Origin of the sequence: Novosphingobium sp. YAF33 (assembly GCF_052113265.1) — a bacterium.
GTDB lineage: Bacteria > Pseudomonadota > Alphaproteobacteria > Sphingomonadales > Sphingomonadaceae > Novosphingobium.
Genome location: NZ_JBFRCW010000025.1, coordinates 27,011 through 49,791 on the forward strand (window position 1 = coordinate 27,011; position 22,781 = coordinate 49,791).

Annotated in this window: 18 protein-coding genes and 1 pseudogene; 7 read left to right on the top strand and 12 right to left on the bottom strand. The window is 61.6% G+C overall.

The features are described from left to right. Positions 1-151 precede the first annotated feature (151 nt). Positions 152-3,301, bottom strand: coding sequence for a glycoside hydrolase family 2 TIM barrel-domain containing protein (locus AB4Z00_RS25565; RefSeq protein WP_442047751.1), 3,150 nt, complete (start codon positions 3,299-3,301; stop codon positions 152-154). 220 nt (positions 3,302-3,521) lie between these two features. Between AB4Z00_RS25565 and AB4Z00_RS25570 the strand changes: the two genes are divergently transcribed. Further along, positions 3,522-3,875 (top strand): VOC family protein, encoded by a 354-nt coding sequence (locus tag AB4Z00_RS25570; RefSeq protein WP_134093669.1) that lies wholly within the window; start codon positions 3,522-3,524, stop codon positions 3,873-3,875. Positions 3,876-3,929: 54 nt separating this feature from the next. On the opposite strand, the gene AB4Z00_RS25575 is transcribed toward AB4Z00_RS25570, so the two are convergent. The 5 genes and pseudogenes from AB4Z00_RS25575 to AB4Z00_RS25595 form a co-directional block, all read right to left on the bottom strand. Further along, positions 3,930-4,673 carry an SDR family NAD(P)-dependent oxidoreductase gene (locus AB4Z00_RS25575; protein WP_442047752.1) on the bottom strand — a complete coding sequence of 248 codons (744 nt, stop codon included), beginning with the start codon at positions 4,671-4,673 and terminating at the stop codon, positions 3,930-3,932. Next, positions 4,670-5,422 (bottom strand): peroxide stress protein YaaA, encoded by a 753-nt coding sequence (gene yaaA / locus AB4Z00_RS25580; RefSeq protein ID WP_134093667.1) that lies wholly within the window; start codon positions 5,420-5,422, stop codon positions 4,670-4,672. The genes AB4Z00_RS25575 and yaaA overlap by 4 nt, the downstream gene beginning before the upstream one ends. Positions 5,423-5,485: 63 nt before the next feature. Further along, positions 5,486-5,908 carry a hypothetical protein gene (locus AB4Z00_RS25585; protein ID WP_134093666.1) on the bottom strand — a complete coding sequence of 141 codons (423 nt, stop codon included), beginning with the start codon at positions 5,906-5,908 and terminating at the stop codon, positions 5,486-5,488. A 151-nt stretch (positions 5,909-6,059) separates the two neighbouring features. Next, a pseudogene (locus AB4Z00_RS25590) lies at positions 6,060-8,084 on the bottom strand (catalase); the annotation flags it as partial. Between the two features lie 290 nt (positions 8,085-8,374). Beyond that, on the bottom strand, positions 8,375-8,653 hold the full coding sequence (locus AB4Z00_RS25595; protein ID WP_442047753.1) for a hypothetical protein: 279 nt from the start codon (positions 8,651-8,653) through the stop codon (positions 8,375-8,377). A gap of 362 nt (positions 8,654-9,015) precedes the next feature. Between AB4Z00_RS25595 and AB4Z00_RS25600 the strand changes: the two genes are divergently transcribed. Next, positions 9,016-9,192: a hypothetical protein gene (locus tag AB4Z00_RS25600; RefSeq protein ID WP_442047754.1), complete on the top strand. Its 177-nt coding sequence runs from the start codon at positions 9,016-9,018 to the stop codon at positions 9,190-9,192. 61 nt (positions 9,193-9,253) lie between these two features. Here AB4Z00_RS25600 and AB4Z00_RS25605 read toward each other — a convergent pair whose 3' ends face one another. The 3 genes from AB4Z00_RS25605 to AB4Z00_RS25615 are packed head-to-tail and all read right to left on the bottom strand — an operon-like array spanning position 9,254 to position 11,794. After that, entirely contained in the window at positions 9,254-10,036 is a 783-nt protein-coding gene (locus AB4Z00_RS25605; protein ID WP_442047755.1) for an SDR family NAD(P)-dependent oxidoreductase, read from the bottom strand. A 7-nt stretch (positions 10,037-10,043) separates the two neighbouring features. Continuing rightward, entirely contained in the window at positions 10,044-11,234 is a 1,191-nt protein-coding gene (locus AB4Z00_RS25610; protein ID WP_442047756.1) for a zinc-dependent alcohol dehydrogenase, read from the bottom strand. After that, entirely contained in the window at positions 11,234-11,794 is a 561-nt protein-coding gene (locus AB4Z00_RS25615; RefSeq protein ID WP_442047757.1) for an SRPBCC family protein, read from the bottom strand. Before AB4Z00_RS25615 ends, AB4Z00_RS25610 begins: the two co-directional genes overlap by 1 nt. A 607-nt stretch (positions 11,795-12,401) precedes the next feature. Between AB4Z00_RS25615 and AB4Z00_RS25620 the strand changes: the two genes are divergently transcribed. Then, the gene (locus AB4Z00_RS25620; protein WP_442047758.1) at positions 12,402-13,529 is read left to right on the top strand and encodes an ATP-dependent DNA ligase; all 1,128 of its coding nucleotides are present in this window, start codon (positions 12,402-12,404) and stop codon (positions 13,527-13,529) included. Between the two features lie 679 nt (positions 13,530-14,208). Here AB4Z00_RS25620 and AB4Z00_RS25625 read toward each other — a convergent pair. The 3 genes from AB4Z00_RS25625 to ligD are packed head-to-tail and all read right to left on the bottom strand — an operon-like array spanning position 14,209 to position 17,377. Next, positions 14,209-14,715, bottom strand: coding sequence for a cupin domain-containing protein (locus AB4Z00_RS25625; protein WP_442047774.1), 507 nt, complete (start codon positions 14,713-14,715; stop codon positions 14,209-14,211). Next, positions 14,715-15,524 (bottom strand): exodeoxyribonuclease III, encoded by an 810-nt coding sequence (gene xth, locus AB4Z00_RS25630; protein WP_442047759.1) that lies wholly within the window; start codon positions 15,522-15,524, stop codon positions 14,715-14,717. The genes AB4Z00_RS25625 and xth overlap by 1 nt, the downstream gene beginning before the upstream one ends. Continuing rightward, on the bottom strand, positions 15,521-17,377 hold the full coding sequence (ligD, locus tag AB4Z00_RS25635; RefSeq protein ID WP_442047760.1) for a DNA ligase D: 1,857 nt from the start codon (positions 17,375-17,377) through the stop codon (positions 15,521-15,523). The genes xth and ligD overlap by 4 nt, the downstream gene beginning before the upstream one ends. 167 nt (positions 17,378-17,544) lie before the next feature. Here ligD and AB4Z00_RS25640 point away from each other — a divergent pair, with 167 nt between their 5' ends. From AB4Z00_RS25640 to AB4Z00_RS25655, 4 genes are all read left to right on the top strand, one after another. Continuing rightward, complete coding sequence (locus AB4Z00_RS25640) at positions 17,545-17,721, top strand: DUF3606 domain-containing protein (RefSeq protein WP_442047761.1); 177 nt, start codon at positions 17,545-17,547, stop codon at positions 17,719-17,721. Between the two features lie 1,394 nt (positions 17,722-19,115). Further along, positions 19,116-19,637, top strand: coding sequence for a hypothetical protein (locus tag AB4Z00_RS25645; RefSeq protein ID WP_442047762.1), 522 nt, complete (start codon positions 19,116-19,118; stop codon positions 19,635-19,637). 402 nt (positions 19,638-20,039) lie between these two features. After that, entirely contained in the window at positions 20,040-22,322 is a 2,283-nt protein-coding gene (locus AB4Z00_RS25650; protein WP_442047763.1) for an FdhF/YdeP family oxidoreductase, read from the top strand. Next, the gene (locus AB4Z00_RS25655; protein WP_442047764.1) at positions 22,322-22,771 is read left to right on the top strand and encodes a c-type cytochrome; all 450 of its coding nucleotides are present in this window, start codon (positions 22,322-22,324) and stop codon (positions 22,769-22,771) included. Before AB4Z00_RS25650 ends, AB4Z00_RS25655 begins: the two co-directional genes overlap by 1 nt. The last annotated feature ends 10 nt before the right edge of the window (positions 22,772-22,781 follow it).

A 22,781-nucleotide genomic window follows, 5' to 3' on the forward strand; every position in this document is an offset into this window, starting at 1 on the left:
CTCTGGCAACCGCGACGTCACCCAGAACGCCCGCAAGACCCCGCGCGCCGCAGCAGGCCCGACAAGGGATCCTGAAACACGTTCAGGATGCCGCAGCTGCCAAGAAACGAAGCGCCCTGCCCAACAGCACAACCGCGTTCCGCCGGCCGTTTCAGCGGGATCCCGGCGCGCCGATGGTGAACGCATATGTCAGCGGCTTCAGCGCGATGCGATAGGGCATGTGCGCCCGGCCATCGAGGTTCCAGCCGGTGTCCCCGCCCACGCCCGCCTGCGCCGCATCGATCAGCAGGGTGCCGTTGCCATGCGGGCGGATGTCGGCGCTATGGGCCTGCCCGGGCGGCTTCATGGCGAGGTCCGCATAAGGGAAAGCAAGCGCATTGACCGACAGCGGCTGCGCGCCGGTGACGCGAAGCCCGGTCCTGGCGCCTGTCAGTTCGATCCAGCGCACGTCGGTCTTGTTGCCCGATTCCTGCGGCCTTGCGTAATCGTGGAACTGGTCCGCCAGGGCGCCCTGCCACTGGGCGACGAGGCCGCCGGTCTTGCGATCGGCGTAAGTCTCCTGCGGACCGCGGCCGAACCAGCGAACCTGGTCGAGCACGGCGGGCGTCTCGAAAGCCAGGCCCAGGCGGAGCGGATCGGGCAGCGTGTCGCGCAGCGGCTCGAAATGGAAAGTGACCCCCACCGAGCCGTCGGCGGCCATGGTCCAGCGCGTTTCGGTCTTCACCGAGCCCACACCCATGTCATGGCGCACGACCACGGCATTGCCGTCCCGCTCGACCGCCTCGACGCGGCGATGCTCGGAGAAATACTGCCACATGGCATGGCTCTTGGGTACGCCGGCGCCGACATCGTTGTCGGTGGGCGATCGCCAGAAATTGGGCGCTCCTCCCGTAAGCAGCAGCTTGCCGCCGCGGGCGTAGCGGGTGACGAGGCCGGTCGCCTTGTCGATCTCCAGCACCGCATCGCCCGAGGCGAGGCGCATGGCAGATGCGGTTTCACTGGGCGCGACCGTGCCTGCCGCCGCCGCGACGACGGCCGGCGCGGTCAAGGCGAACTGCTCCCAGCCCACCACATGCCCGGCGGGCTGCGTCGGCACGGCGCCGGCCTTGGCGCGGGCACGCAGCACGAGGATGCGCTCGGCCGAGCCGTCCCTGACCGCCGGAACCGGCACCACCAGCGCAGCAGATCCCCCCGCGGCCACGTCCGGCGTCACCAGCGCGCCGCTGGCGACATCCTTGCCATTCTCCATGACCGTCCAGTCGAGCGTGAAGCGCGAAAGGTCGATATGGTCGTGGCGATTGACCACGCGGTAGCCGCCCGCATCGTGGGTGAAGGCGATGGGCGCCTGGACCTTGGCGAGTTCGTAATATTCGGGATCGGGCGTCCGGTCGGACTGGATCACGCCGTCGCCCACCGGGCTGTCGTCGCCGTGCAGGCCCCCGTCCTTCGGATCGGGATCGTAGTCCAGGCCCTGACCCCAATAGGCCCGCCCGTCCTTGTCCTTCAACTCCATGGTCTGGTCCACCCAGTCCCAGATGAAGCCGCCCTGCAGCTTGGGGTAGCGACGCATCGTATCCCAATAACCCTGGAGATCGCCCAGGCTGTTGCCCATCGAATGGGCATATTCGCACAGGATCAGGGGCTGAGTGAACGCCGGGTCCTGGGCGTAGTCGATCATCTTCGGCACGTCGTCGTACATCGGCGCGAAGATGTCGACATAGCTGTTCACCGGGTGGCGCCAGTTGCTCATGCTCCACCCGAGGAAGTTGATCAGGCGGCTGGGATCGTTCGCCCGCACCCACTTGGCGGCGGCTTCGAAATTGGTGCCGATGCCGGTCTCGTTGCCCAGCGACCAGAAGATGATCGAGGGGTGGTTGCGGTCGCGCCGAACCATGCGCTCCACCCGGTCGAGATGGGCGGCCTGCCACTTGGGATCGTTGCCCAGCAGGTACTTGGGATCGTTGCCATGTTCCTGCGACAGGCTGAGGTAGCCGTGGCTCTCGATATTGGCCTCGTCCATGACGTAGAGGCCATATTCGTCGGCCAGGTCGTACCAGCGCGGATCGTTGGGATAGTGCGAGGTGCGCACGGCATTGACGTTCGCCGCCTTCATCAGTTCGATGTCGCGGCGCATCGTCTCCTCGGAGACGACGTGGAAGGTCTTCGGGTCGTGCTCGTGGCGATTGACGCCGCGGATCATCACGCGCTTGCCGTTCACGCGCACTTCGCCCCCGGCGATCTCCACGGTGCGGAAGCCGATGCGGCGGCTGGTGGCCTCCACCAGCTTGCCGTCGGCGTCGAGCAGTTCGACAAGCAATGTGTAGAGCTGCGGGTCCTCGGCCGACCATGTCCGCACCGCGGGCACGCCCGCCTCAAGGGACACCGTGCCCCCTTGCGCCGTGCCGCCGCGCGTCAGCACTTCCCGCTTGCCGTCGAGCAGCGTCGCGCGCAGGCGCATCGCCTCGGGCTGGCCTACCAGGTCGACTTTCACGGTCAGCTTGCCGTCGCGATAGGCATTCTCCAGCCCGGCATCGACCGTGAGATCGCGGATATGCGTGGCCGGCGCCGCGTAGAGCGTCACGCTCCGCTCGATCCCGTTGACGCGCCAGAAGTCCTGGTCTTCCAGATAGCTGCCATCGGCGAAGCGGTAGAGTTCGATGGCGACGGTGTTGCTGCCGGCATGGGCATAGCGGGTCACGTCGAACTCGGCGGGGAGCTTGGAATCCTCGGAGTAACCGACGCGCTGGCCGTTGACCCAGATGTAATAGGCCGCGCCCGCCGCGCCCACCGTCAGCAAGAGGCGGCGGCCGGACCAGTTCGCAGGCACCGTGAAGTCGCGGCGATAGGAGCCGACTTCATTGACGCGATGGTCGATCCATGGCTGGTCGCGCGGGAAGGGATAGCCGCTGCCGACGAAGACCGGGCGGCCGTGCCCTTCGGCCTGGAGAATGCCCGGCACTTTCATGGTGCCCCAGCCGCTCACGTCGAAATCGGGCTTGAAGAATTCGGCCGGGCGGCTTTCCGGCGTGGGGGAGAGATGGAACTTCCAGTCCCCGTCCAGCGACAAGTGATAGCGCGATTTCGCCACGTCGCGCGAAAGGGCACCGGCGCGTGTCTCGAAGCCGTCGAACGTGGCGCGCATGGGCTCGGCGCCTTGCCGGACCACCTGGGGCTGCTCCCATTCTGCCGGGGCCGAACGATCGGCCGGAGATGCGGGGGCGGGCTGGGCCGTGGCGGCTTGCGCCAGCAGGAGCCCGGTCATGAGCCCGCCCACCGCGCAGCTGTTCAGGAAATGTCGCACCAATCCGCCCCTTGCCGACTCCCACCGGGACGCCCCGCGCCGGGACGCCCCTCGCGGGAATGAAACCGTGAAAGCCGGATCGATCCGGCCGCTTGATATATCGTATACTTCGTGAGGCGAATTGCAAGGCAGCGGGCAGCGGCTTTCCTCTGCCGAGGAAGCATTCGCTGAGCCGCGCGGCCTGTGGTATGGCCATGCCATTCGGATCGGGAGCACGGGAATGGGCGTGACGGGTATCGGCGGCTTCTTCTTCCGGGCGAAGGACCCGGAGGCGCTGAAGAATTGGTATGCCGAACATCTCGGCGTCGGCGCATCGCCGCATGGCGCCTGGGATACCCAGGCCGGCCCAAGCGTTTTCGCACCTTTCCCCGCCGATAGCGACTATTTCGCGGCCGAAAAGGCGTGGATGCTGAACTTGCGGGTGGACGATCTCGACGCGCTTTGCGCGCGGCTGCTCGCCTCGGGCGTGGCCGTGGTGACCAATCCCGAATGGAACATGCCGGGCGTCGGCCGCTTCGCCCGCATCCATGACCCGGAAGGCAATCCGCTCGAACTGTGGCAACCTGACGACTAGGCCCGAAGTCCGGCCCCAGATCCCTGCCGCCCCCTCAGCCTGGGCCGGCCTGCCTCAGAACGCGATTTCCTTGCCTTCGAAATCGAAGAGCTTGCCGCTGTCAGTCACTTTCAGCTCTTCGATCACGTCCAGCAACTGCAGCGCCGCGCGTTCGGCATCGAACAGGCCGCCGGGCGGAACATTGCCCTGAAACGGGCGCGACAGGGCCGTGTCGACCGTGCCCGGATGGAGCGCCACCACGATGGTGCGCTCGCTGCGGCGCCGTTCCTCGATGGCGAGATTGCGCACCAGCATGTTGAGCGCCGCTTTCGACGCACGATAGCCGTGCCAGCCGCCCAGCCGGTTATCGCTGATCGAACCGACCCGGGCCGAGAGCGCCGCGAAGACCGATGGCGCCCCGCTGCCGGTTCCCGCCACCGGTCCCGTCCGCGACTTGGGCATGAGCGGCAGGAAATGCTTCGCCACCAGCGCCGGCCCGATGGCATTGACCGCATAGAGCCGGGCCAGCCATGCAGGATCGAGATCGCGCAGCGCCTTCTCCGGGCCGTGGTCCTCCTCGTGGAGCAGCCCGGTGGCCACGATCACCAGCCCCGGCGGCGGCCCTGCGGCCACGCGGGCGGCGGCAGCGGCAATGCTGGCCTCGTCAAGCAGGTCGAGGTGATCCGCCCCGGTCCGCGATCGCGCGAAGCCATGGACGACCTCGTAAGCGCCTTCCTCGATCAGGGCCGCTTCGAACGCGGCGCCGATCCCGCCGGATGCGCCGATGACGACGGCGGAGGACCGGCCCGCGGCGCTCACGAGCGGGTGAACCGCCAGCGGTCGGCATCGCTCTCGGCGGCATCGAAGCGATAGCCGTCGCTGTCGAAACCGCGCATGGCGTCGATCTCGGTGACGTGATGTTCGCAAAGCCAGCGCGCCATCATGCCGCGTGCGCGCTTGGCGTTGAAGCTGACGAAGCGCGGGCCGTTCGGGCCAGGCTCACGGAACTCCACCTCGATCACCCGGACGCCGGGCAACTTTCCGGAGACGGCCGCGAAATACTCCTGGCTGGCCAGGTTGAGCACGGTTTCCGAACCCTCTTCCGCCAGCTGCTCCAGCAGGAACCCGGCGATGCGATCGCCCCACCAGTCGGTCAGGCTCTTGTGGCGCGGCGCCCAGCGCGTGCCCATTTCCAGTCGGTAGGGCCGGATCGCGTCGAGAGGGCGCAAGAGTCCGTAAAGGCCGGAAAGCATGCGAACATGATCCTGCGCGAAAGCGACCCCGGCCTCGTCCAGGGTATGCGCCTCGAAGCCGGTGTAGACATCGCCGGCAAAAGCGAAGAGGGCCTGCCGTTCGGGCAATTCCGCGAAGTCGCGAAAGCGATCGGCGTTGAGCTTGGCGAGACGCGGCGAGATGTGCATCAGCTCGGAAAGCCGCTTCTGCGTCAGGTTCGCCGCAGACCGTGCCAGGCTGCCCGCCTCCTCAGCGAAATGCGGGGTGGTGACGGCAAGGGGCGGCAGGGCGCGCTCGAAATCGAGCGTTTTCGCGGGAGACAGGAGAGCGATCATCGATCGCGCGGTAGCGGGGGCGGACGACCACGTCAAACCGCCCCGCATCCCTCGGAAGCCCGGTCAGCGGGGGCACTTCACCGGGTCGTTGCGCTTGCAGGCGGGATTGGCGCGTTCCCAGGTCGTGCGGGCCGCCTGGTAGTCCTGCACGGCCGCGTCGTGCTGGCGCACGGCTTCGGCATAGGCCGCCTGCTCGCGGTCCTGCCGCGCGGTTTCCGTGGCGATGGCGGCCTCACGCGCCTGTTCGCGCGCCACGTTGTCCTCGACTTGCGCCCGCGCCGCCTGCGCCTGCTGCTCGTTCAGTGCCTTGCGCCGCGCTTCTGCGTCGCCGGCCTCGGCGCCCTGGGGCAGACCCATCTCGGCCACGCTCTGCCCTGCAACCTTTTCACGAGGCGCGCCGGCAGTGGGCGCCGGTTGGGCCAGCACGCTGACAGGCACCAGAACGAGCGCGGAAGCCAGCAGGGACAGGTTGCGGATGCGTTTCATGAATGGATTCCTTCGGTAATCGTCGGGGTCGCTCGCGGATGACACTAGTCCGCAAACGGGAACGGCGTCGAGGCTGAGAAACGACCAGCGGCCCGGCCCGGTTCCAGACAGGGAAACCGAGACCGGGCCGCGCCGAAAACCGGCGTTTGCGTCAGCCCGTTTGCGCGTCGAGATCGACCGCCATTTCGCGCGGCCAGTGACGCAGCGCGCGGCAAGCCTTGAGGAAGGCGCCGGCATCCTTGGCACCGCCCAGTTTCAGGCAGGCCTCGTCGAGATCGCCGGCGATCCCGGCCTTGGCGAAGATCGCCTCCGCCGCGCCGGTGTAACCGATGAACTTGCAATGCGCGAAGGCGTCAGTGACGAAATCCTTCGCCGCCGCATCCATCGCGAGCAGCCCYGCGCCCTCCCCGGACACCACCAGAGCCACGGCATCGAACAGCACCGAAGGGCCGCCGTCGATCTTGTGCYTGGCGGCCAGACGGGTCCCGTCCGACAGCGTCACGCCGCCGACTTTGGGTGCRAYCACCTCATAGACGGCGCCCTCGGCCGCCACCGCCTTGAGCAGGGCRGAGAGCACCGCCGCGTCRGCGCCGTCACTCACGAGGATGCCCAGCTTGCGRCCCTTGAAGTCCGCTGGACCGTTCTTGACGATGCTCAGCTTGTCCGAAGCGGSAAGGTCCGCGATCGGCTCGCGCGCCGCGACCGCGGGATCGGGCAACGGCAGGCCCAGCCCGTCGGCCACGGTGCCTGCCAGCCYGGGGTCGATGCGGATCAGGTGGGAGACKGTACGCGCGCGAATGTCCGGGCGCTCCACTTTCGACAGCTCGAACACGAGGGCATCGGCAATRTGCTTCTGCTCGACGGGCGCCTGGCTCACGAAGAACTGCCGTGCCTGGCTATAGTGATCGGCGAAGGTTTCCGACCGCACCCGCTGCTTCKGGCCCTCTGCCGTCTCGGCATAGCTGGTGAAGCCGCGCACGGGATCCTCKCGCGGGCCGCCCTGCTCGGCGCCCCAGCTGTTCGGTTCGTAATTCGCCCGACCCTTGGGATTGCGCATGGCCATGTGCCCGTCCTGCTGGAAATGAGCCATGGGGCACTTGGGCGCGTTGATCGGRATATGCGTGAAGTTGGGTCCGCCCAGCCGCTTGATCTGGGTGTCGAGGTAGGAGAAGTTGCGGCCCTGAAGCAGCGGGTCGTTCGAGAAATCGATCCCCGGCGGCACGTTCTGGGTGCAGAAGGCCACTTGCTCGGTCTCGGCGAAGAAGTTGTCCACCACCCGGTCGAGCACCAGGCGGCCGACGACGCGGATCGGCACGAGTTCCTCGGGGATGAGCTTGGTGGCATCGAGYACGTCGAAGTCGAAGCTGTCGGCAAAGGCATCGTCGAACAGCTGGACGCCCAGTTCCCATTCGGGGAAGTCGCCCGCGTTGATGGCGYCCCACAAGTCGCGGCGRTGGAAGTCCGGATCGGCGCCGTTGATCTTGACCGCCTCGTTCCAGACCACCGATTGCAGCCCCTGCTTCGGCTTCCAGTGGAACTTGACGAACGTGGACTTGCCCTCGGCGTCCAGCAGCCGGAAGGTGTGCACGCCGAAGCCYTCCATGGTGCGGAAAGAGCGCGGRATGGCGCGGTCCGACATGGTCCACATGATCATGTGGAAGCTTTCCGGCGTCAGGCTGACGAAGTCCCAGAAATTGTCGTGCGCGGTCTGGGCCTGCGGGAAATTGCGATCCGGCTCGGGCTTGGCGGCATGGACGAGATCGGGGAACTTCATCGCGTCCTGGATGAAGAAGACCGGGATGTTGTTGCCTACCAGGTCCCAGTTGCCCTCCTGGGTRTAGATCTTGACCGCAAASCCGCGCACGTCCCGCGCGAGGTCGAACGAACCCTTCGATCCGGCCACGGTGGAAAARCGGACGAAGGCRGGCGWGCGYTCKCCGACGCGCTGGAACACGTCGGCCCGGCTGACATCGGCCAGGCTGTCCGTCAATTCGAAGTAGCCGTGAGCGCCGTAGCCGCGCGCGTGGACGACRCGCTCGGGGATGCGCTCATGGTCGAAGTGGAAGATCTTCTCGCGGAAATGGAAGTCTTCCAGAAGCGTCGGCCCGCGCGCGCCCTGCTTCAGGCTGTTCTGGTCGTCCGAAACCGGCACGCCCTGCTGGGTCGTCAGCGCCGCTCGCCGCCGATGTCGGCTCCTGCGATTGCCGCCGGCGTCTCGCCCTTAGCTTTGTTCGAGGAAGGCTTGGGTCGCTGCGAAGATGATGTGGCCACGGGCGTTTCCTGTCGAGTTGAACCGCAGTTGCAACCCGGGGCCAGCAAACTGGTTGCAAACCCGTCGAGCAAAATTAACCTGTATCAATCATTTTCGAATGAGACGCATATTTACATGCACGTTCGCCTATTGCGCTATTCGGCTTACAACCTTGACTTATCCGCGAGACTGCCGGTCTCTGCGGAGCTTCATTATTATCGAATGCTTAATGCCCGCCGCACATCGTTTGCGCGATTTTCGTCGTTTATATCTACGGAGACGCGAATGCCTCCACCGAGCTTGGGATCCGACCTGCCCTCTTCAAGCTTCGTGGCAAAATCTCCCCCGCTGACCGACCGACCCGAGCTGTTGCTTTCACCTTCAGTCTCGACAAAGATGTCGGTTCTTTCAATGCCGTGTTCCTGAACCAAGTGTTCGATTGCAAGATCTGCCTCTTCGCGCGTATCAAAGACCTGCTCGATTGTTTGTCCCACTTCATCTTCTCCTTTGAGTATCCATTAGCAATAAGCCGCAGGATCTGCTGATGTTGCACGATGCCACGGTGCTTGTGATCCAGACGCCTGAATCTGGATAAACCATTGGCCAGATCGGCCTCTTCTTGATTCCCGCAGCTTGAAAGCTGCAGACAGGTAGAAGGCACACTCACATGAAGGGCCTCTGCCTTCGTGCTGTTATCATGCACGTTCGGCAGCTCAAAAAAGACCGAGGCAGACCTGCGCTTCAACAAGCAGCGTTGCCGTAAGGCATCAGGCCTGCGGGAACGTTCAGGCAATCTGCGGTCTTATCCAGGTGAGAGCGGATCTCCAGATCCGCCCGGCGCAACCAGGAGGTAGTCATGGCAAATAGCGACCCCGAAAACCCTACAGGACCGCTCGGCGACGCGCGACCCGACAAAGCTAATCCGCATCATCAACATGAGAGCGGCCAAAAGCCCGAAAAACCGGAAGATCGCCCCATGGTCGGCAGCGTAAAGCCGGAAGACTACCCAGAGAACGATCGCGCCAAAGGTTGAGCAACCTTGACCCTGGTAGTGGATTGCCATCCGCTTCCAGGGTCATGGCGGCGATCCAGTTTCATTCGTTCGAGCCAGGCTCCGCCATTTTCCGGTGTTGCTCAGCCAGCATCGCAGCAGGCGTGACATGTGCGAGGGCAGCCTGAACCTTGTTCTTCAGGCCCGACACGATATGCGCCTCGCCCTTCATCATGGCGTTCCAACCGTCGCGGGCCACTGCCAGCGGATCGCTTTTGCTTTCGGAAGCGCCAACACTGGTATCGAGCATATCGGCCCGCGCGAAGAATTCAGTTTCAACCGGGCCCGGCATCAGCGTTGTTATGGTAACGCCACTGACGTCCTTGAGTTCATTGCGAATGGCATCGGTGAAGCTGTCGATGAATGCTTTAGTGCCATTGTACACAGCCTGGAAGCTACCAGGTATGAACCCGGCAATCGACCCTGTAACGAGCACCTTGCCAGCATCACGGGTGACCATATCGGCAAGAACGCGCTGCAACAAATAGAGCGTTCCAGTGACATTGGTATCGACTACCCGGCGCCAGTCGGACACCGATTGCTCCAAGAACCCGTGCCCTAACCCGCGACCAGCATTAGCGCAAAACACTTCTATCGGCCTTCCGCCGATAGCGGCAAGCACTTGGTCAACGCCGTCAAATGTAGACAAGTCCGCTTCGAGGGGAGTGATTTGCGTGCCGAACTGCACCAGATCTGCCGCCGCCGCTTCGATCAGCGGTTCATCGGCGACGATCATGACGTCATATCCATTTTGAGCGGCCAAAGTTGCAAGTTCGAAGCCGATACCGGTGGAGGCGCCGGTGACCAAGGCAAGTTTTTTCGCCATCGTCCACCTACTCGGCTGCGGCCGCAAGGCCGGGCTTCAGTACGACCTTGGTCACTTCGTTCTGGTTGTCATGAAACATCTTGTACCCTTCCGGCGCCTGCTCGAGCGGCAGCGTGTGCGAGATAAGGAAAGTTGTATCGATCTTGCCTTCGACGATGGCATTGAGCAGCCCAGGCATGTAATGCTGCACATGAGTTTGACCTGTCTTCAAGGTCAGGCCCTTTTCCATGAAGGCGCCAAGCGGAAACTTGTCAACGACCCCGCCGTACACGGCCGGCATTGAAACCCGTCCCCCTTTGCGGCAAGCAACGATAGCCTGCCGTATAGAATGCGTGCGGTCAGTGCCCATGAAAGTCGAGGCCTTGATCTGGTCGATCACATTGTCGAGGAAAAACCCGTGTGCCTCAAGGCCGACCGCGTCGATCACCGCATCCGGCCCGATCCCCCCCGTCATCTCCATGAGCGCTTCGTAAGTCTTCGATTCTTCAAAATTGATCGTTTCAGCGCCAAACCGCTTCGCCAGTTCCAGCCGCCGCGGGAAGTGATCAATGGCAATGACGCGGGCAGCCCCCATCAGAAAGGCAGATTGGACTGCAAAGAGCCCCACCGGGCCGCAGCCCCAAACCGCCACTGTATCACCTGGTTCGATTTCTGCGTTCTCGGCGGCCATCCAGCCGGTCGGCAGGATGTCCGATAAGAACAGGACTTTTTCGTCTTCCAGATGATCAGGCACTACGATCGGACCAACATCGCTGAACGGCACACGCACATACTCTGCCTGCCCGCCCGCATAGCCGCCGGTCAGATGACTATAGCCGAATAGCCCCGACATAGGCTGGCCATAGAGTTCACGCCCGATATCCTGGTTGTCAGCAGGGTTGCCATTGTCACACGCCGAATACTGGTGTTTCCCGCAATGATAGCAGCTTCCGCACGCGATGGTGAACGGAACGACGACCTTTTGCCCTCGCTGGAGCGTACTCTTCGGGCCGGTCTCGACGACTTCCCCCATGAACTCGTGGCCAAGAATGTCGCCTTTCTGCATGGTCGGGATGTAACCATCATAAAGGTGGAGGTCGGAGCCGCAAATGGCGGTCGCCGTGATCTTGATGATGGCGTCGCGCGGATTGAGAATTTCCGGATCGTCGACAGTATCGACCCGCACGTCATGCTTGCCGTGCCATGTTAGTGCGCGCATCAGCCGTTTTCCTTTTCCAGTTGCGCGCGGGTGCGCGCTGCAGTGGCAATTTCACCGGTTTCCATAAGCTGCTTGAAGCGCCGCAAGTCCCGCCGCGTCTGAATTCGCGGCTCGCGCTGGAACAGCTTCGCAATAAGCTGACCTACGAGACCGGCAGGCGGCTCATAAGCAATGACAGCCCTTACGACGGTCCCCCGGGCGCCGGCGTCGCGGAACTCGATCCGGCCGCTATTTGCAACGTCAGCACCCTCCGATGATTGCCAGGTGATTTCTTCACCAGGCACTTCGCTGGTGATTACAGCCTCCCAGGTGACTTCGCGCCCGGCCGGCGCTTTCACCCTCCAGCGAGACCGCGTGGAATCTATCGGCTCGATGCTTTCGATATTTTCCATGAAACGTGCCAGGTTGGCGGTATCACGCCAGAAGCTGTAAAGCTCGAGAGCTGGTCGGTTTATTGTTACTGCTTCTGCCAGCAGCGTTCTTTCGGAGTGGGACTCTTTCGCGGTCGTGACGGGGGCATCGTCGCGCGATGCCCGGTCCGGCTCTGCCTCAGTAGCCATATGTTTGCTCCTGCTAATACTCTGGTCGAACTCACCGGATTGTTGGCCGGTTCCGCGCTGCTCCAGGCTTGCAAGGTTCGAGAGGACGAGACGAGGTATACTCGGGGTAAGCAGGCGAGCTTGTCGGCGCTTTTCCGAGGGGTAAGTATCTCGAGCTGCGAGGCCGCCCCGGCACGCCCAGCTGCCGGGTCTTTCAGATTGACCAAGATTAAGTTTTCCAAAGCCGCCGGTCCGTCCTGCGGCAGCTTGGAGCGAAAACGATATCTCAGGCTTCAGCTTTCTGTGCCGGAGGTCTTGCATGATGGAAGCCAAGCGGCCGATCTCGTGCCTTTCCTTCACACAGGCTTACAGCCTGTTGTCGTACCCGCGCCATCTGGACGGGATGTGCGATCGAAGACAGTGCGTGCGATTGGCGACAAACCCTTTTAAGTCCGCCAGTCATCAGCACAGGGATTTCATGGCTCTAGGTGGACGACACCCGAACCATCCGCTCGCCCGTCAGCCGATGTCGATCATGTATGCTTCGCATTGTGCGCAGGCGCCTCTTTTTCAAGCCAGCCAAAACTATGCCTCTTGAGCCGCCCGGTCGACTGGCGCCTAACCATACTTGGAAACTGCCTGCGCCAATGAGGGTTATACCGCCATGGTCCGCAGGCAATCCTCTCCGTCTTTGATCGATCAGCCCGCACCCCCGTTCGCCCCGATGGAGGCGCTGCTGGTCGAAACGCTGCCCGAACCGCCAGGATGGCAATTTGAGCCAAAGTGGGATGGCTTCCGTGCCCTTGTCGATCGCAAGGGCGCTGATGTCACGATTTGGTCAAAATCCGGCAAATCGCTCGGCCGCTATTTCCCCGAAGTGATCGAGCATATTCGAAGTCTAGAGGAAAAAAGTCTTCTGATCGACGGCGAGCTGGTCATAGCCATTGGCGATGTACTTTCGTTCGATGCGCTGCAGGCCCGCCTTCACCCCGCGGCCTCACGTATCGCGAAACTATCGCGCGAAACGCCGGCGCAACTGGTCCTGTTCGACGCTCTGAGGATCGGCCCGCACGACCTCAGCGCCCGGCCACTCGCGCAACGCCGCGCTGCGCTTGAGGAACTGCACAAGACAATCATCAATCCAGCCCTGATACTTTCCCCGGCATCGTTGTCTCTCGAACAGGCGGCGACTTGGTTGAGCGCGACGGGCGGCGCCCTCGACGGGGTGGTCGCTAAGCCACTCGACCAACCCTATCGGCCGGGCGAGCGTGCCATGCGCAAGGTCAAGCAATTACGCACAGCCGACTGCGTGGTCGGCGGCTATCGTACCAATGACAAGGGGGAGGTTTCATCATTACTGCTCGGCCTCTTCAACAAAGACGGGAAGCTGGACCTTGTTGGCTTTAGCTCGGCGTTCCCGGTCGCGGAGCGAAAGGCACTTCGCAGTGTCTTGAAGCTGCATGAAGGCGGTCCCGGCTTTACAGGTAAAGCGCCGGGAGGCCCGAGCCGCTGGAACCCGAATAAGAGCGGCGTTTATATTCCCCTCGATCATCAGCTGGTTGCCGAAGTAATCTATGACCAGGTGACCGCTGGCCGTTTCCGCCACGGCACGCGGTTTCATCGCTGGCGCCCTGACAAAGCCGGACGGCAGTGCAACGATGATCAACTCATCCGAGAGCTCAAGCCCGCCGAACTGGTAGAGCTGATCGCGCCGGATTCGGACGCGGCCGACCTACCGAGCGCACCTCGCGTATAAGCAGCGAGCGGAAGAGGGCACAGAAGCGGTGAAGCAATCATCTGCCCTGTCGAAGATCGAGGAACACCTGGCTGGAAAACAGCAAACAATCCCAGTTATTGGATTAGCGTAAAAGGCCGGCGACCTCGCGGCAGGCAAGCTAGCTGACATCTTCGAGCAACGATGCTTGGCGAGGGATAGGCTTCAGAAATCTGTCACGACGTCGACTTTCAGCGGATTGATGCGGCCCATTCGAAAACTCGGTTGTGACTGGCCGCCGGTAACATCTCAGGCCCGGTGCGGCCTTCAAACAGTCGACCAGTAGCCGGCCGGAACCTGGCATGACGCGGTCGCATGTCGGCGGTGTCGAACCAGGGGATACGCTGACCCATCAAATATGAAAGCCCGGCACGAAGGCTCTCGGCTCACAAGCCATCGTGAAGTCAATCGTGTCGGCCCGGTGCTCGACCTGAATCGCGAGCTCCGTGCCGCATGGAGCGCAGAAACCCGCTTGCCGATTTCGGATGATCGCAGCGTCGCCGTAAACCATTGATGATATGTAAATCACCGACGGCACCGTCGCGAACGCGCGTGACGGGTGCGCCGCTGTTCAGCTGGCAAGTCCGGCAATGGCAGTAACCCGCATCGAAAGGCTGAAAGCCAGGCGCGCTGCGGGCCGCGCCGCAGGCACCGCCGCCAGTCAACTTGGTCCTGGCCGCGCATCCGTCCCCGCTCCCGCCGCGCCGGTTACAGGATCGCGCTTCGKATCAGGAAGCGCCTCCATCCGTGCGCGGGCAGCATCATTCGGCGCGCCGCGACAAATGTCCCAGTTTTGTCCCTGCGGATAGGCGCCGACGACCCGAAAATCGTCGCTCGCAGAAACTGCGCGGTGGCCAGTGCCCGTCGGCAGCATGAGCGCATCGCCGGCTGCGACGAAGACGTCGCGCCCGCCTGACCCGCCAAGTTCGAGTGTCGCCTCGCCTGCAAACACGCCCAAAGCCTCATGCGCCGTCGAATGATAGTGGCGATAGTCGAACACGTCGTCGCGCCAGGTCGGGGTCCAGCCATGGTCATCGAACAAGGCCTCGAAGCGGCAGGCTAAATCATCGCCATCGCACTCCAGCGCCCCGCGATATACAACCACGGGCAATCGCGTGTTGTTTGGCACCCAGCCATTCTCGCCGAGCAGGAAGCTCTCAATCTCCATCACGTCTTCGCTTTCGGCGCGCGCTTGCGCTTCGGCTTGTCGGCCAGCTCGATCCAGACCGGGGCATGGTCGCTGGTCTTTTCCCAGCCGCGCACATGGCTGTCGACTTGCGCATCGAGCAGCCGGTCGGCAAGCGTGGGACTGAGTAGCAGATGATCGATGCGCAGGCCCGCATTGCGCCCGTAGGCATTCCGGAAATAATCCCAGAATGTATAAATGACCTCGCCGGCGTGCCGCGTGCGCAGTGCGTCGGTCCAGCCCTGGTCCAGTAACCGGAAATACGCCGCTTTCACTTCGGGAGCGAACAACGCATCATTGATCCACCGCTCCGGCTTGTAGACGTCGAGATCGGTGGGCATGACATTGAAATCACCGGCCAGCATCACCGGCAGCTCGCTCTCCAGCAGCGTGGCAGCATGCTCGATAAGGCGGTCGAACCAGCGCAGCTTGTAGTCGAATTTGGGGCCAGGCCGCGGATTGCCATTGGGGAGATAAAGTCCGCCAAGCAGGATGCCATTGACGGCCGCCTCGATATAGCGGCTCTGGCTCGGGTCAGGATCGTCCGGAAGCCCGCGCCGCGTCTCGTGGATTTGACCGACGCGGCTTAACAGCGCGACCCCATTCCACGACTTTTGACCGTGCCAGATGACATCATAGCCAAGGGCGCGGATGGCACTTTCCGGAAATTTCTCCTGCGGCGCTTTCAACTCCTGTAGCACAACCACATCGGGTTCTGCTTCCTCGAGCCAGCGCAGCAACACCGGCAGCCGCCCATTCACGCCGTTCACATTGTAGGTGGCGATCTTCATAGGCCGGGCAATTTCTGGTCGGCGCGGCCCCAACCGCTCAGCGCTGCCGAGCCGGCCCGCCTTACAAGTTCGGCACCATCACGGATGCTCCAGTGCGATGGCTTGTCGATCGTCTCCATTTCCTTCCAGGTGATCGGTACAGCGACCGGTGCGCCTTCACGTGCGCGGACCCCATAGGGCATGACCGCCGTCGCTCCGCGCTGGTTGCGAAGATAATCGACGAAGATGCGGCCCTTGCGCTGTACTTTTGGCAAAGCGGCGGTGAAATGCTCCGGGTCGCTCTGGGCAACGGCCTGCGCAAGCCGATGCGCAAAGTCCTTCACTTCCGGCCACTCCGCCTCCGGAACCAGCGGGGCGATCACATGCACGCCCTTGCCGCCGGTCAGCATCGGAAAGGTCTCGAGGCCCAGCGTCTTAAGGATGTCGCGAAACTGGAAGGCGGCGCTGCGCACATTCTCGAAATCAAGGCCGACATCGGGATCTAGATCGAAGACGAGGCGGTCGGCCTTTTCCACATCCTCGATCCTCGAACCCCACCCATGAAACTCGATCGTGCCCATCTGCACACAAGTGAGCAGCCCCGCTGGGGTGTCGAGGAAGAGATAGGGCTCATCATGCCCGTCCTTTTCGCGGATCGCGACATGCCGCACGGCATCTCCGAAACTGCCTGCGTCATGCTTCTGGAAGAAGCATTTCTTGGCCCGCCCCTGGGGGCAGCGCACAAGACTGATCGGTCGCGATCCGGCCCAAGGCAGCATGATCGGCGCCACTTGCGCGTAGTAATCCGCCAGCTCCCCCTTGGTGAGCTTGCCCTCGGGAAAGATGACGCGGTCGCGGTTGCTGATGGCGACCGATGTGACCGGTGCGGTAGCCGCCTTCACCGGCGCCTCGGTTTCCACCACTATCGCCTCCGGCTTCTTGTCCTCGCGCAGACCCAGGTAGGAGGGATGCCGGAGCGTCCCCTCATTGGTCATCTCGGTAAATGCGATCTCCGCGACCAGCTCGGATCGCAGCCAATGCGCCCCACGAACCTCTGCGCGCGGTGCCTTCACGGTTGGCGCTTCCTGTTCGAGCGGTGTCATGACCGCCATCAGGTCGATAATCTCCTGGTTGTCGAAACCGGTGCCAACCTTGCCGGCGTAACGGAGCACTCCATCCTCGTAGACGCCGAGGATCAGCGATCGGAACAGCCGCGACTTGTCCGACGGAGTCCATCCGACCACGACGAACTCCTGACGCTTGATGCATTTGGTCTTGAGCCAGCCTCCCGATCGCGAGCCGACGTACCGGCCATCGGACTGCTTGGAGACAACTCCCTCGAGGCCCGCGGCGCAGAACTGGTTAAGCAACTTTTCGCCATTGCCCGCAATGTGATCCGAATAACGCAATCGCGAATTGCCTTTGGGAAGGATCTTCGCGAGCTTCGCCTTGCGCTCGGTCAGTGTCAGCTGAGTTAGGTCCTCGCCATCAAGCTCCAGCAGGTCGAACGCATAATAGTCGATCGAACCGGGCGCGCTTTTTAGGGCATTCTGCAGCGCCTGAAAGCTGGAGCGACCCTCGGCGTCGAGCACAACCGCCTCTCCATCGATGAGCGCCGAGCCAACTTTCAGCTTCGCGGCATCGGCGACCAGCGCGCTAAACTTGTCCGACCAGTCGAGACCGGAGCGCGTATAAGCAACCGCCTCGCCGCCGCCAACGCTCAGCAACACGCGGTAACCGTCATATTTCATCTCATGCAGCCAGCGATTGCCAGTAGGAACGGTGTCGACCAAGGTCGCGAGCTGCACCGGGCGGAAAGGCGGTGCGCTGCTGCTTGAAGTCGCTTTCCTGCGTCCCGAGCTTGCTCGCGTCATGATCAACAGCCTTTAGTCGTCATGTGGATGAAAGCGCGCGAGACGCGGACTCGTTCCGGCCCGTGCCGGACTCAGCTCGCCGACCGCCGCTTCACGGCGCGCCTATCCTGGAAACCGGCTCATCGCCAAAGCGTTCACTAAACTCATCAATGAATGAGGAAGCGGAAATGACAGACGACAAGACTTCTCGCGGCCCCCAGGACCGTGCGCGCATTGCGCTGGGCGAGGATTATGAGGTCGCTTATTGGACCGGCAAGTTTGGCGTCAGCAAGGAACGGCTGGAAGAGGCGGTGAAGGCGGTCGGTAACAGCGCAGATGCGGTCGAGCAGCACTTGAAAGGCTGACGATCGCCCTGCCCAGTTGTGCAGTCGCTCACCTAACACCCCATGCCGCTCGCTCTGCGAGGAACAGCGCGCCGATTCCAATATCCTTGTGCTGCTCTATCGATCGGACCAAGGCCCTTGATGAAGACACGGCGGCAATAAAAAAACCTGTCGTATGCTCTCAGCCCGAGAGCTAACAGGGCAATGCCTCCGATGCTCGGTTCGCGGCAGGATTTGCCGAAGACGCACGGCTAGGGCTGGAACGCTGCCATGCGATACTGGTGGCTTGAAATCGAAGACGATGCCTGACCGCTGAACCTGCGAGCGCATCGAATACGGGTCGATTGGATAATCCGTCGCCGCCCTGCCCCGTCCGCCCGGTTCTCCCACGCGCCCGTTATTCGTGCTATCAAATTTGAACCGCTGCTGCTTCACAGACTAACGGGCCGCCAAGTAGCCGTACGGCAGCCTAACCCCGTGACGTATTACGCCGCGATCCAGTTATTGCCGCTTTCGCAAGCTTGATCGAGCACCTCTCGCCTTGACCTTGCTCGCTTCCTCGCCTCCTCGCCTCCTCGCCTGCGGGATTGCGACCCTCACTTTCAAGCTGGCCCTGCCGTTTAAATCGCCAGTCCCGTGAAGCGAGACATCTCGCTTTCATGGCAGAATTCGCGGGGGCGGCGCTGATCGCCTTATTGAACCTGTCCAAGAGCTCTCGAGTGTCAGTCGCGCCGTGCCGTGGTCGCAACATTGGCGTCAACGAGGGCGATGCTATTTCTAATGCTAATGCTTTATAAATTTTCATTCGACTGGGAGCGGGGTCAGGCGTGAACGCTACGCCGATAGCCAACAAAACTTCGGCGCTGAAATGGAGCGCCGCCTTGCGCTTTATCGCCCCTATTGCGGCATTGGTCGATATCGCCCGTGGCCTGCAAAGTTGGTCCTTATCAACTTGGATATCAGCATCCGCACAAGGCCAGCCCAGGCGAACAAACTTTGGCGCTCTCGGGAGCGCCTGACCCTTTACGCTGACAGCACTCATGTTCTCGGGCCACGTGCCGAGTGCCTAGGCACAGCGGAGCACAAGAGCTGCGACTGATCGTCGATCTTGCTTGTTACCCTATTTCGCAACTGTTGATCCGGTCATGGGCGAAACCAACAAAAAATATCCTGTTACCAGACGGCGGATCGGTTGACAGCAACTCGGTTTGCTTCGTCCTCGGTATTGCCTTGGTTGATCCCGGCAAGCGCGAGCTTCTTTTCCATTCATCTGCGTTTTGCGGACCCTTATTCTTACCCAGGCCAATAGGTGCAAGGCAGCTGCTCGCAAAATGCCTCGAACGGCCGCTTAGTAAGGAACGATCTTTCGGTGTGCTGCTTTGTATTGCCGGCACTAGGCCGATAGGAGAGAACCGATGTCAAAGGTATCCGCAATCTTCGACACGCACGCCGATGCAGAGCGTGCCGTGTCTCAGCTGAGGGCTTTGGGACTGAGCGACGGCGATCTTTCCGTCATCGCGCACCATGGCGGCACAACCACAACCCGCTCGGGCGACGGCGAAGTCACCGATGAGCATCACCGCAACGTGCTTCGCGGCATCCTTGGCGGCGGTGCACTTGGCGCTGGTCTCGGCGTTGCCGCACTCGCTATCCCGGGGGTAGGACCACTGGCTGCGGCTGGTGCAATCGCCGCTTCGGCGGTACCCGAGGCCGTCGGAATCGGTGCGGTGCTGGGCGCCATCGGCGGTACCCTCAACGAGACTCTCACCAAACATGGTGTCAGTGAGGAAGATGCCGCTTACTATGGCGAACGCATGAAGGATGGCGCCGTGGTGGTTACCGTGGAAGACACTGGCGTCGATACGCAGGGCGTTCGCGAAGCGCTTTACCGCGCAGGGGGGCACAACGCCACCCAGGCGCGATCGGCCGGCATCTGATAAAAATACGTGCAGGCGCGGGACAGATGCTCGCGCCTGCTACCCCTTCTGTTGGCCCGGTAAACAGTCGAGGTACTATCGCTGCGCTGCTTTCGGACAGGATGTGAGAATGGCTGCGTCCCGACTGGCCTTACCGCCTCGCCCTTTGGCGAAGTTAATAGGTATGCCTGAAAGAGGCCTGTTCACCTCGACACTGAAACGGCCCGATTAATTGAGGCTCCATGGTCTGCTTCGTCGTGGGCAGCGCCGTCATTGGGTCTGGGCTGCCAGGGGCTAAACGTGATGCGAAACCGGTAGATTCTCTGCGAGCCTTTGAAAACGCTTTGTTGATACAGATTATAGCGAGCGAACCGCTACATTGCTGGTGCGTTTCTGGATAGCTGATCAGAATGCGAGAACCTCATGCCGACAAACGAAGACGAGCATACCGTTCACTATGAGGGTGCCGAAGGCGGATGGGGATCTGTAAGGGGGATCGCCGAGACGGCGTGGCGGGAGGCACCCACGCCTGCTGCGCTGAACACATTACGGCGCCAGAATAAGGTTAAGGGCTTCATGTGCGTTTCATGTGCATGGACCAAGCCTGCTCACCCGCACCCATTGGAATTTTGCGAAAACGGAGCCAAGGCGACGATCTGGGAGCTTACCAGTCGCCGCTGCTCCCCAGAATTCTTCGCTCAACACACGGTCGAGGAACTGAAGACTTGGTCAGATCATGACCTCGAGCATCAGGGTCGCCTCACCCACCCACTGCGATACGATCCGGTAAGTGATAAGTATGTGCCTTGCAGCTGGGACGAAGCATTTGCGAAGATCGGAGCCGAGCTCCAGGCGATCAGCCCGCAAGATGCGGTATTCTATGCGTCCGGTCGGGCATCTCTCGAGACCAGCTACCTTTATGCGCTTTTTGCACGTTTGTATGGGCATAATAACCTCCCCGACAGCTCGAACATGTGCCACGAGACGACGTCGGTAGCCCTGAAAAAGCTCATCGGTTCCCCAGTGGGAACCTGCATTCTTTCCGATCTGCATCTTTGCGATACAATCTTCTTTTTTGGCCAGAACACCGGTTCGAACAGCCCTCGCTTACTTCATCCATTGCAGGAAGCGGTCAAGCGCGGCGCAAAGATCGTGACCTTCAATCCAGTGCGAGAAAAGGGCCTGGAGGTTTTCAAGAATCCGCAAAGTCCAGTCGAAATGCTTACCCCAAAGAAAACGCAAATATCCACCTTGTACCTTCAGGTAAAGACGGGCGGAGATATCGCTGCGATCTCAGGGATGATCAAACATTTGTTTGAAATTGAAAAAAGAACCTGGACCGAGAAGAAGCAGCACGTTCTCGATGTAGACTTTATTGACCAGCACACCATCGGCTTCGAAGAGCTGAAGGAATGGGCCACGGCGTTGGAGTGGCCGAAAGTCGAGGAGGAAAGTGGGCTTTCGCGAGAAGATCTACTAACCGCGGCAGAAATTTACGCAGAGGCGCCGCGGGCGATCGCGATGTATGGTATGGGCCTGACTCAGCATGTCCACGGTTTTGACAATCTCGCAGCGCTGACCAACCTGTGGCTGCTCAAAGGTAATATCGGGCGCGAAGGTACTGGTATCTCCCCTGTGCGAGGGCATTCCAACGTACAGGGTCAAAGAACCGTCGGCATATCTGAAAAGCCTGAACTTGTGCCGCTCGATCAACTCGCTGAACAGTTTGGCTTCGAGCCTCCACGCGAAGAGGGCATGAACACCGTCAAGGCCTGTCAAAATATCCTTTCAGGAAAAGTTCGGGCCTTTATCGGACTGGGCGGGAACTTCGTACGGGCCATTCCCGAGCGTGAAAAGATGGAACGGGCCTGGGCCGGCCTGCGCTTGACGGTCCAGATCGCCACGAAGCTCAACCGTAGTCATTTGATAAACGGCAAAGTGGCCTATTTACTTCCGTGCCTTGGTCGCTCGGAAGAGGACCTTCAAGCGAGTGGCCCCCAGGCAGTAACGATGGAAGACTCGCTTTCCTGCATCCACGGCTCGCTAGGAAAAAACACACCAGCCTCTCCCTTCTTGATGTCCGAACTTGCCATCGTTGCCGGACTGGCAAAAGCAACGCTGGCTCCCAACCCCAAAGTCACCTGGGATGCCTGGGCAGCGGATTATTCGAAAGTACGTCAATCCATCGAGGAGACCTACCCGGACCAGTTCCGCGACTTCAATGAGCGCGTTTTCACCCCTGGCGGTTTCTATAGGGGCAACGCCGCTCGTGAGCGCATCTGGAAAACGGAAAGTGGCAAGGCTCAATTTACAGTGCCAAAATCCATGCGCTCCGTCGGCTTTGCCGACGCGCTGGGCCGGTACCGGCTGATGACCCTCCGGTCCAATGACCAATTCAACACGACGATCTATGGCTTTTCGGATCGGCTACGCGGCATCGAAGGCACCCGTAGCGTTGTGCTCATGCACCCAGACGACATCGCTGCGGCTGGCTTGTCTGACGGACAATTGGTTGCTCTTGCGAGCGATGCGGGTGACGGTGTTCACCGGCAAGTGGATGGATTGACGATTACACCGTTCTCGCTGCCGCGTGGGTGCATCGGCGCATATTATCCTGAAATGAACCCGTTGATGCCTCTGTGGTATCATGACGAGGAATCCAAAACACCGGCAGCGAAGGGCATTCCTGTTCGGATCGTTTGCTAGTGAGCCGGTCACTTGCCATCGCCATTCTTGCCGGTTTGCTCATCTCGTGCAGTAGCGAGGAACGCGCACTTGGCCCTGACTTGCCGCAAACCGCGCCGAATGGGCGGACGGACCCCCGAATTTCAATTGCCGAAAACAACTTCTACCAGATTTCCCAGGGCGGTCGATATTTCTCCTGGTACGGTTGCAACGGTTGCCATCACGCGGGCGCTCCGATCTCCCTTGATGCGCCAACCCCCGAAAAAAGGCGATCTTTCACCTTTATCTATTCTGCTATCGCCAACGGCCACCCTGGCCTTGGCTTCGGCGTTTCGATTCCCAGCGAACAGATTTGGCAACTCACGGCCTACGTTCGTGATCTGCCCCGTCATCATGAGGAGAAAATTGACCGCCTTAACGACGACCAATCCTCGGAGCCCAGCGGTCGGATCTGGAAAGGCCCCCTATGAAACGGGCCTG

Excerpts from the sequence above, each read along its gene's own strand:
- AB4Z00_RS25600 (WP_442047754.1), top strand. The coding sequence starts at position 9,016 with ATGGCAAATAGCGACCCCGAAAACCCTACAGGACCGCTCGGCGACGCG.
- yaaA (WP_134093667.1), bottom strand. The coding sequence starts at position 5,422 with ATGATCGCTCTCCTGTCTCCCGCGAAAACGCTCGATTTCGAGCGCGCC.
- AB4Z00_RS25610 (WP_442047756.1), bottom strand. The coding sequence starts at position 11,234 with ATGCGCGCACTAACATGGCACGGCAAGCATGACGTGCGGGTCGATACT.
- AB4Z00_RS25605 (WP_442047755.1), bottom strand. The coding sequence starts at position 10,036 with ATGGCGAAAAAACTTGCCTTGGTCACCGGCGCCTCCACCGGTATCGGC.
- AB4Z00_RS25640 (WP_442047761.1), top strand. The coding sequence starts at position 17,545 with ATGACAGACGACAAGACTTCTCGCGGCCCCCAGGACCGTGCGCGCATT.
- AB4Z00_RS25570 (WP_134093669.1), top strand. The coding sequence starts at position 3,522 with ATGGGCGTGACGGGTATCGGCGGCTTCTTCTTCCGGGCGAAGGACCCG.
- xth (WP_442047759.1), bottom strand. The coding sequence starts at position 15,524 with ATGAAGATCGCCACCTACAATGTGAACGGCGTGAATGGGCGGCTGCCG.
- AB4Z00_RS25615 (WP_442047757.1), bottom strand. The coding sequence starts at position 11,794 with ATGGCTACTGAGGCAGAGCCGGACCGGGCATCGCGCGACGATGCCCCC.
- AB4Z00_RS25645 (WP_442047762.1), top strand. The coding sequence starts at position 19,116 with ATGTCAAAGGTATCCGCAATCTTCGACACGCACGCCGATGCAGAGCGT.
- AB4Z00_RS25650 (WP_442047763.1), top strand. The coding sequence starts at position 20,040 with ATGCCGACAAACGAAGACGAGCATACCGTTCACTATGAGGGTGCCGAA.
- ligD (WP_442047760.1), bottom strand. The coding sequence starts at position 17,377 with ATGACGCGAGCAAGCTCGGGACGCAGGAAAGCGACTTCAAGCAGCAGC.
- AB4Z00_RS25585 (WP_134093666.1), bottom strand. The coding sequence starts at position 5,908 with ATGAAACGCATCCGCAACCTGTCCCTGCTGGCTTCCGCGCTCGTTCTG.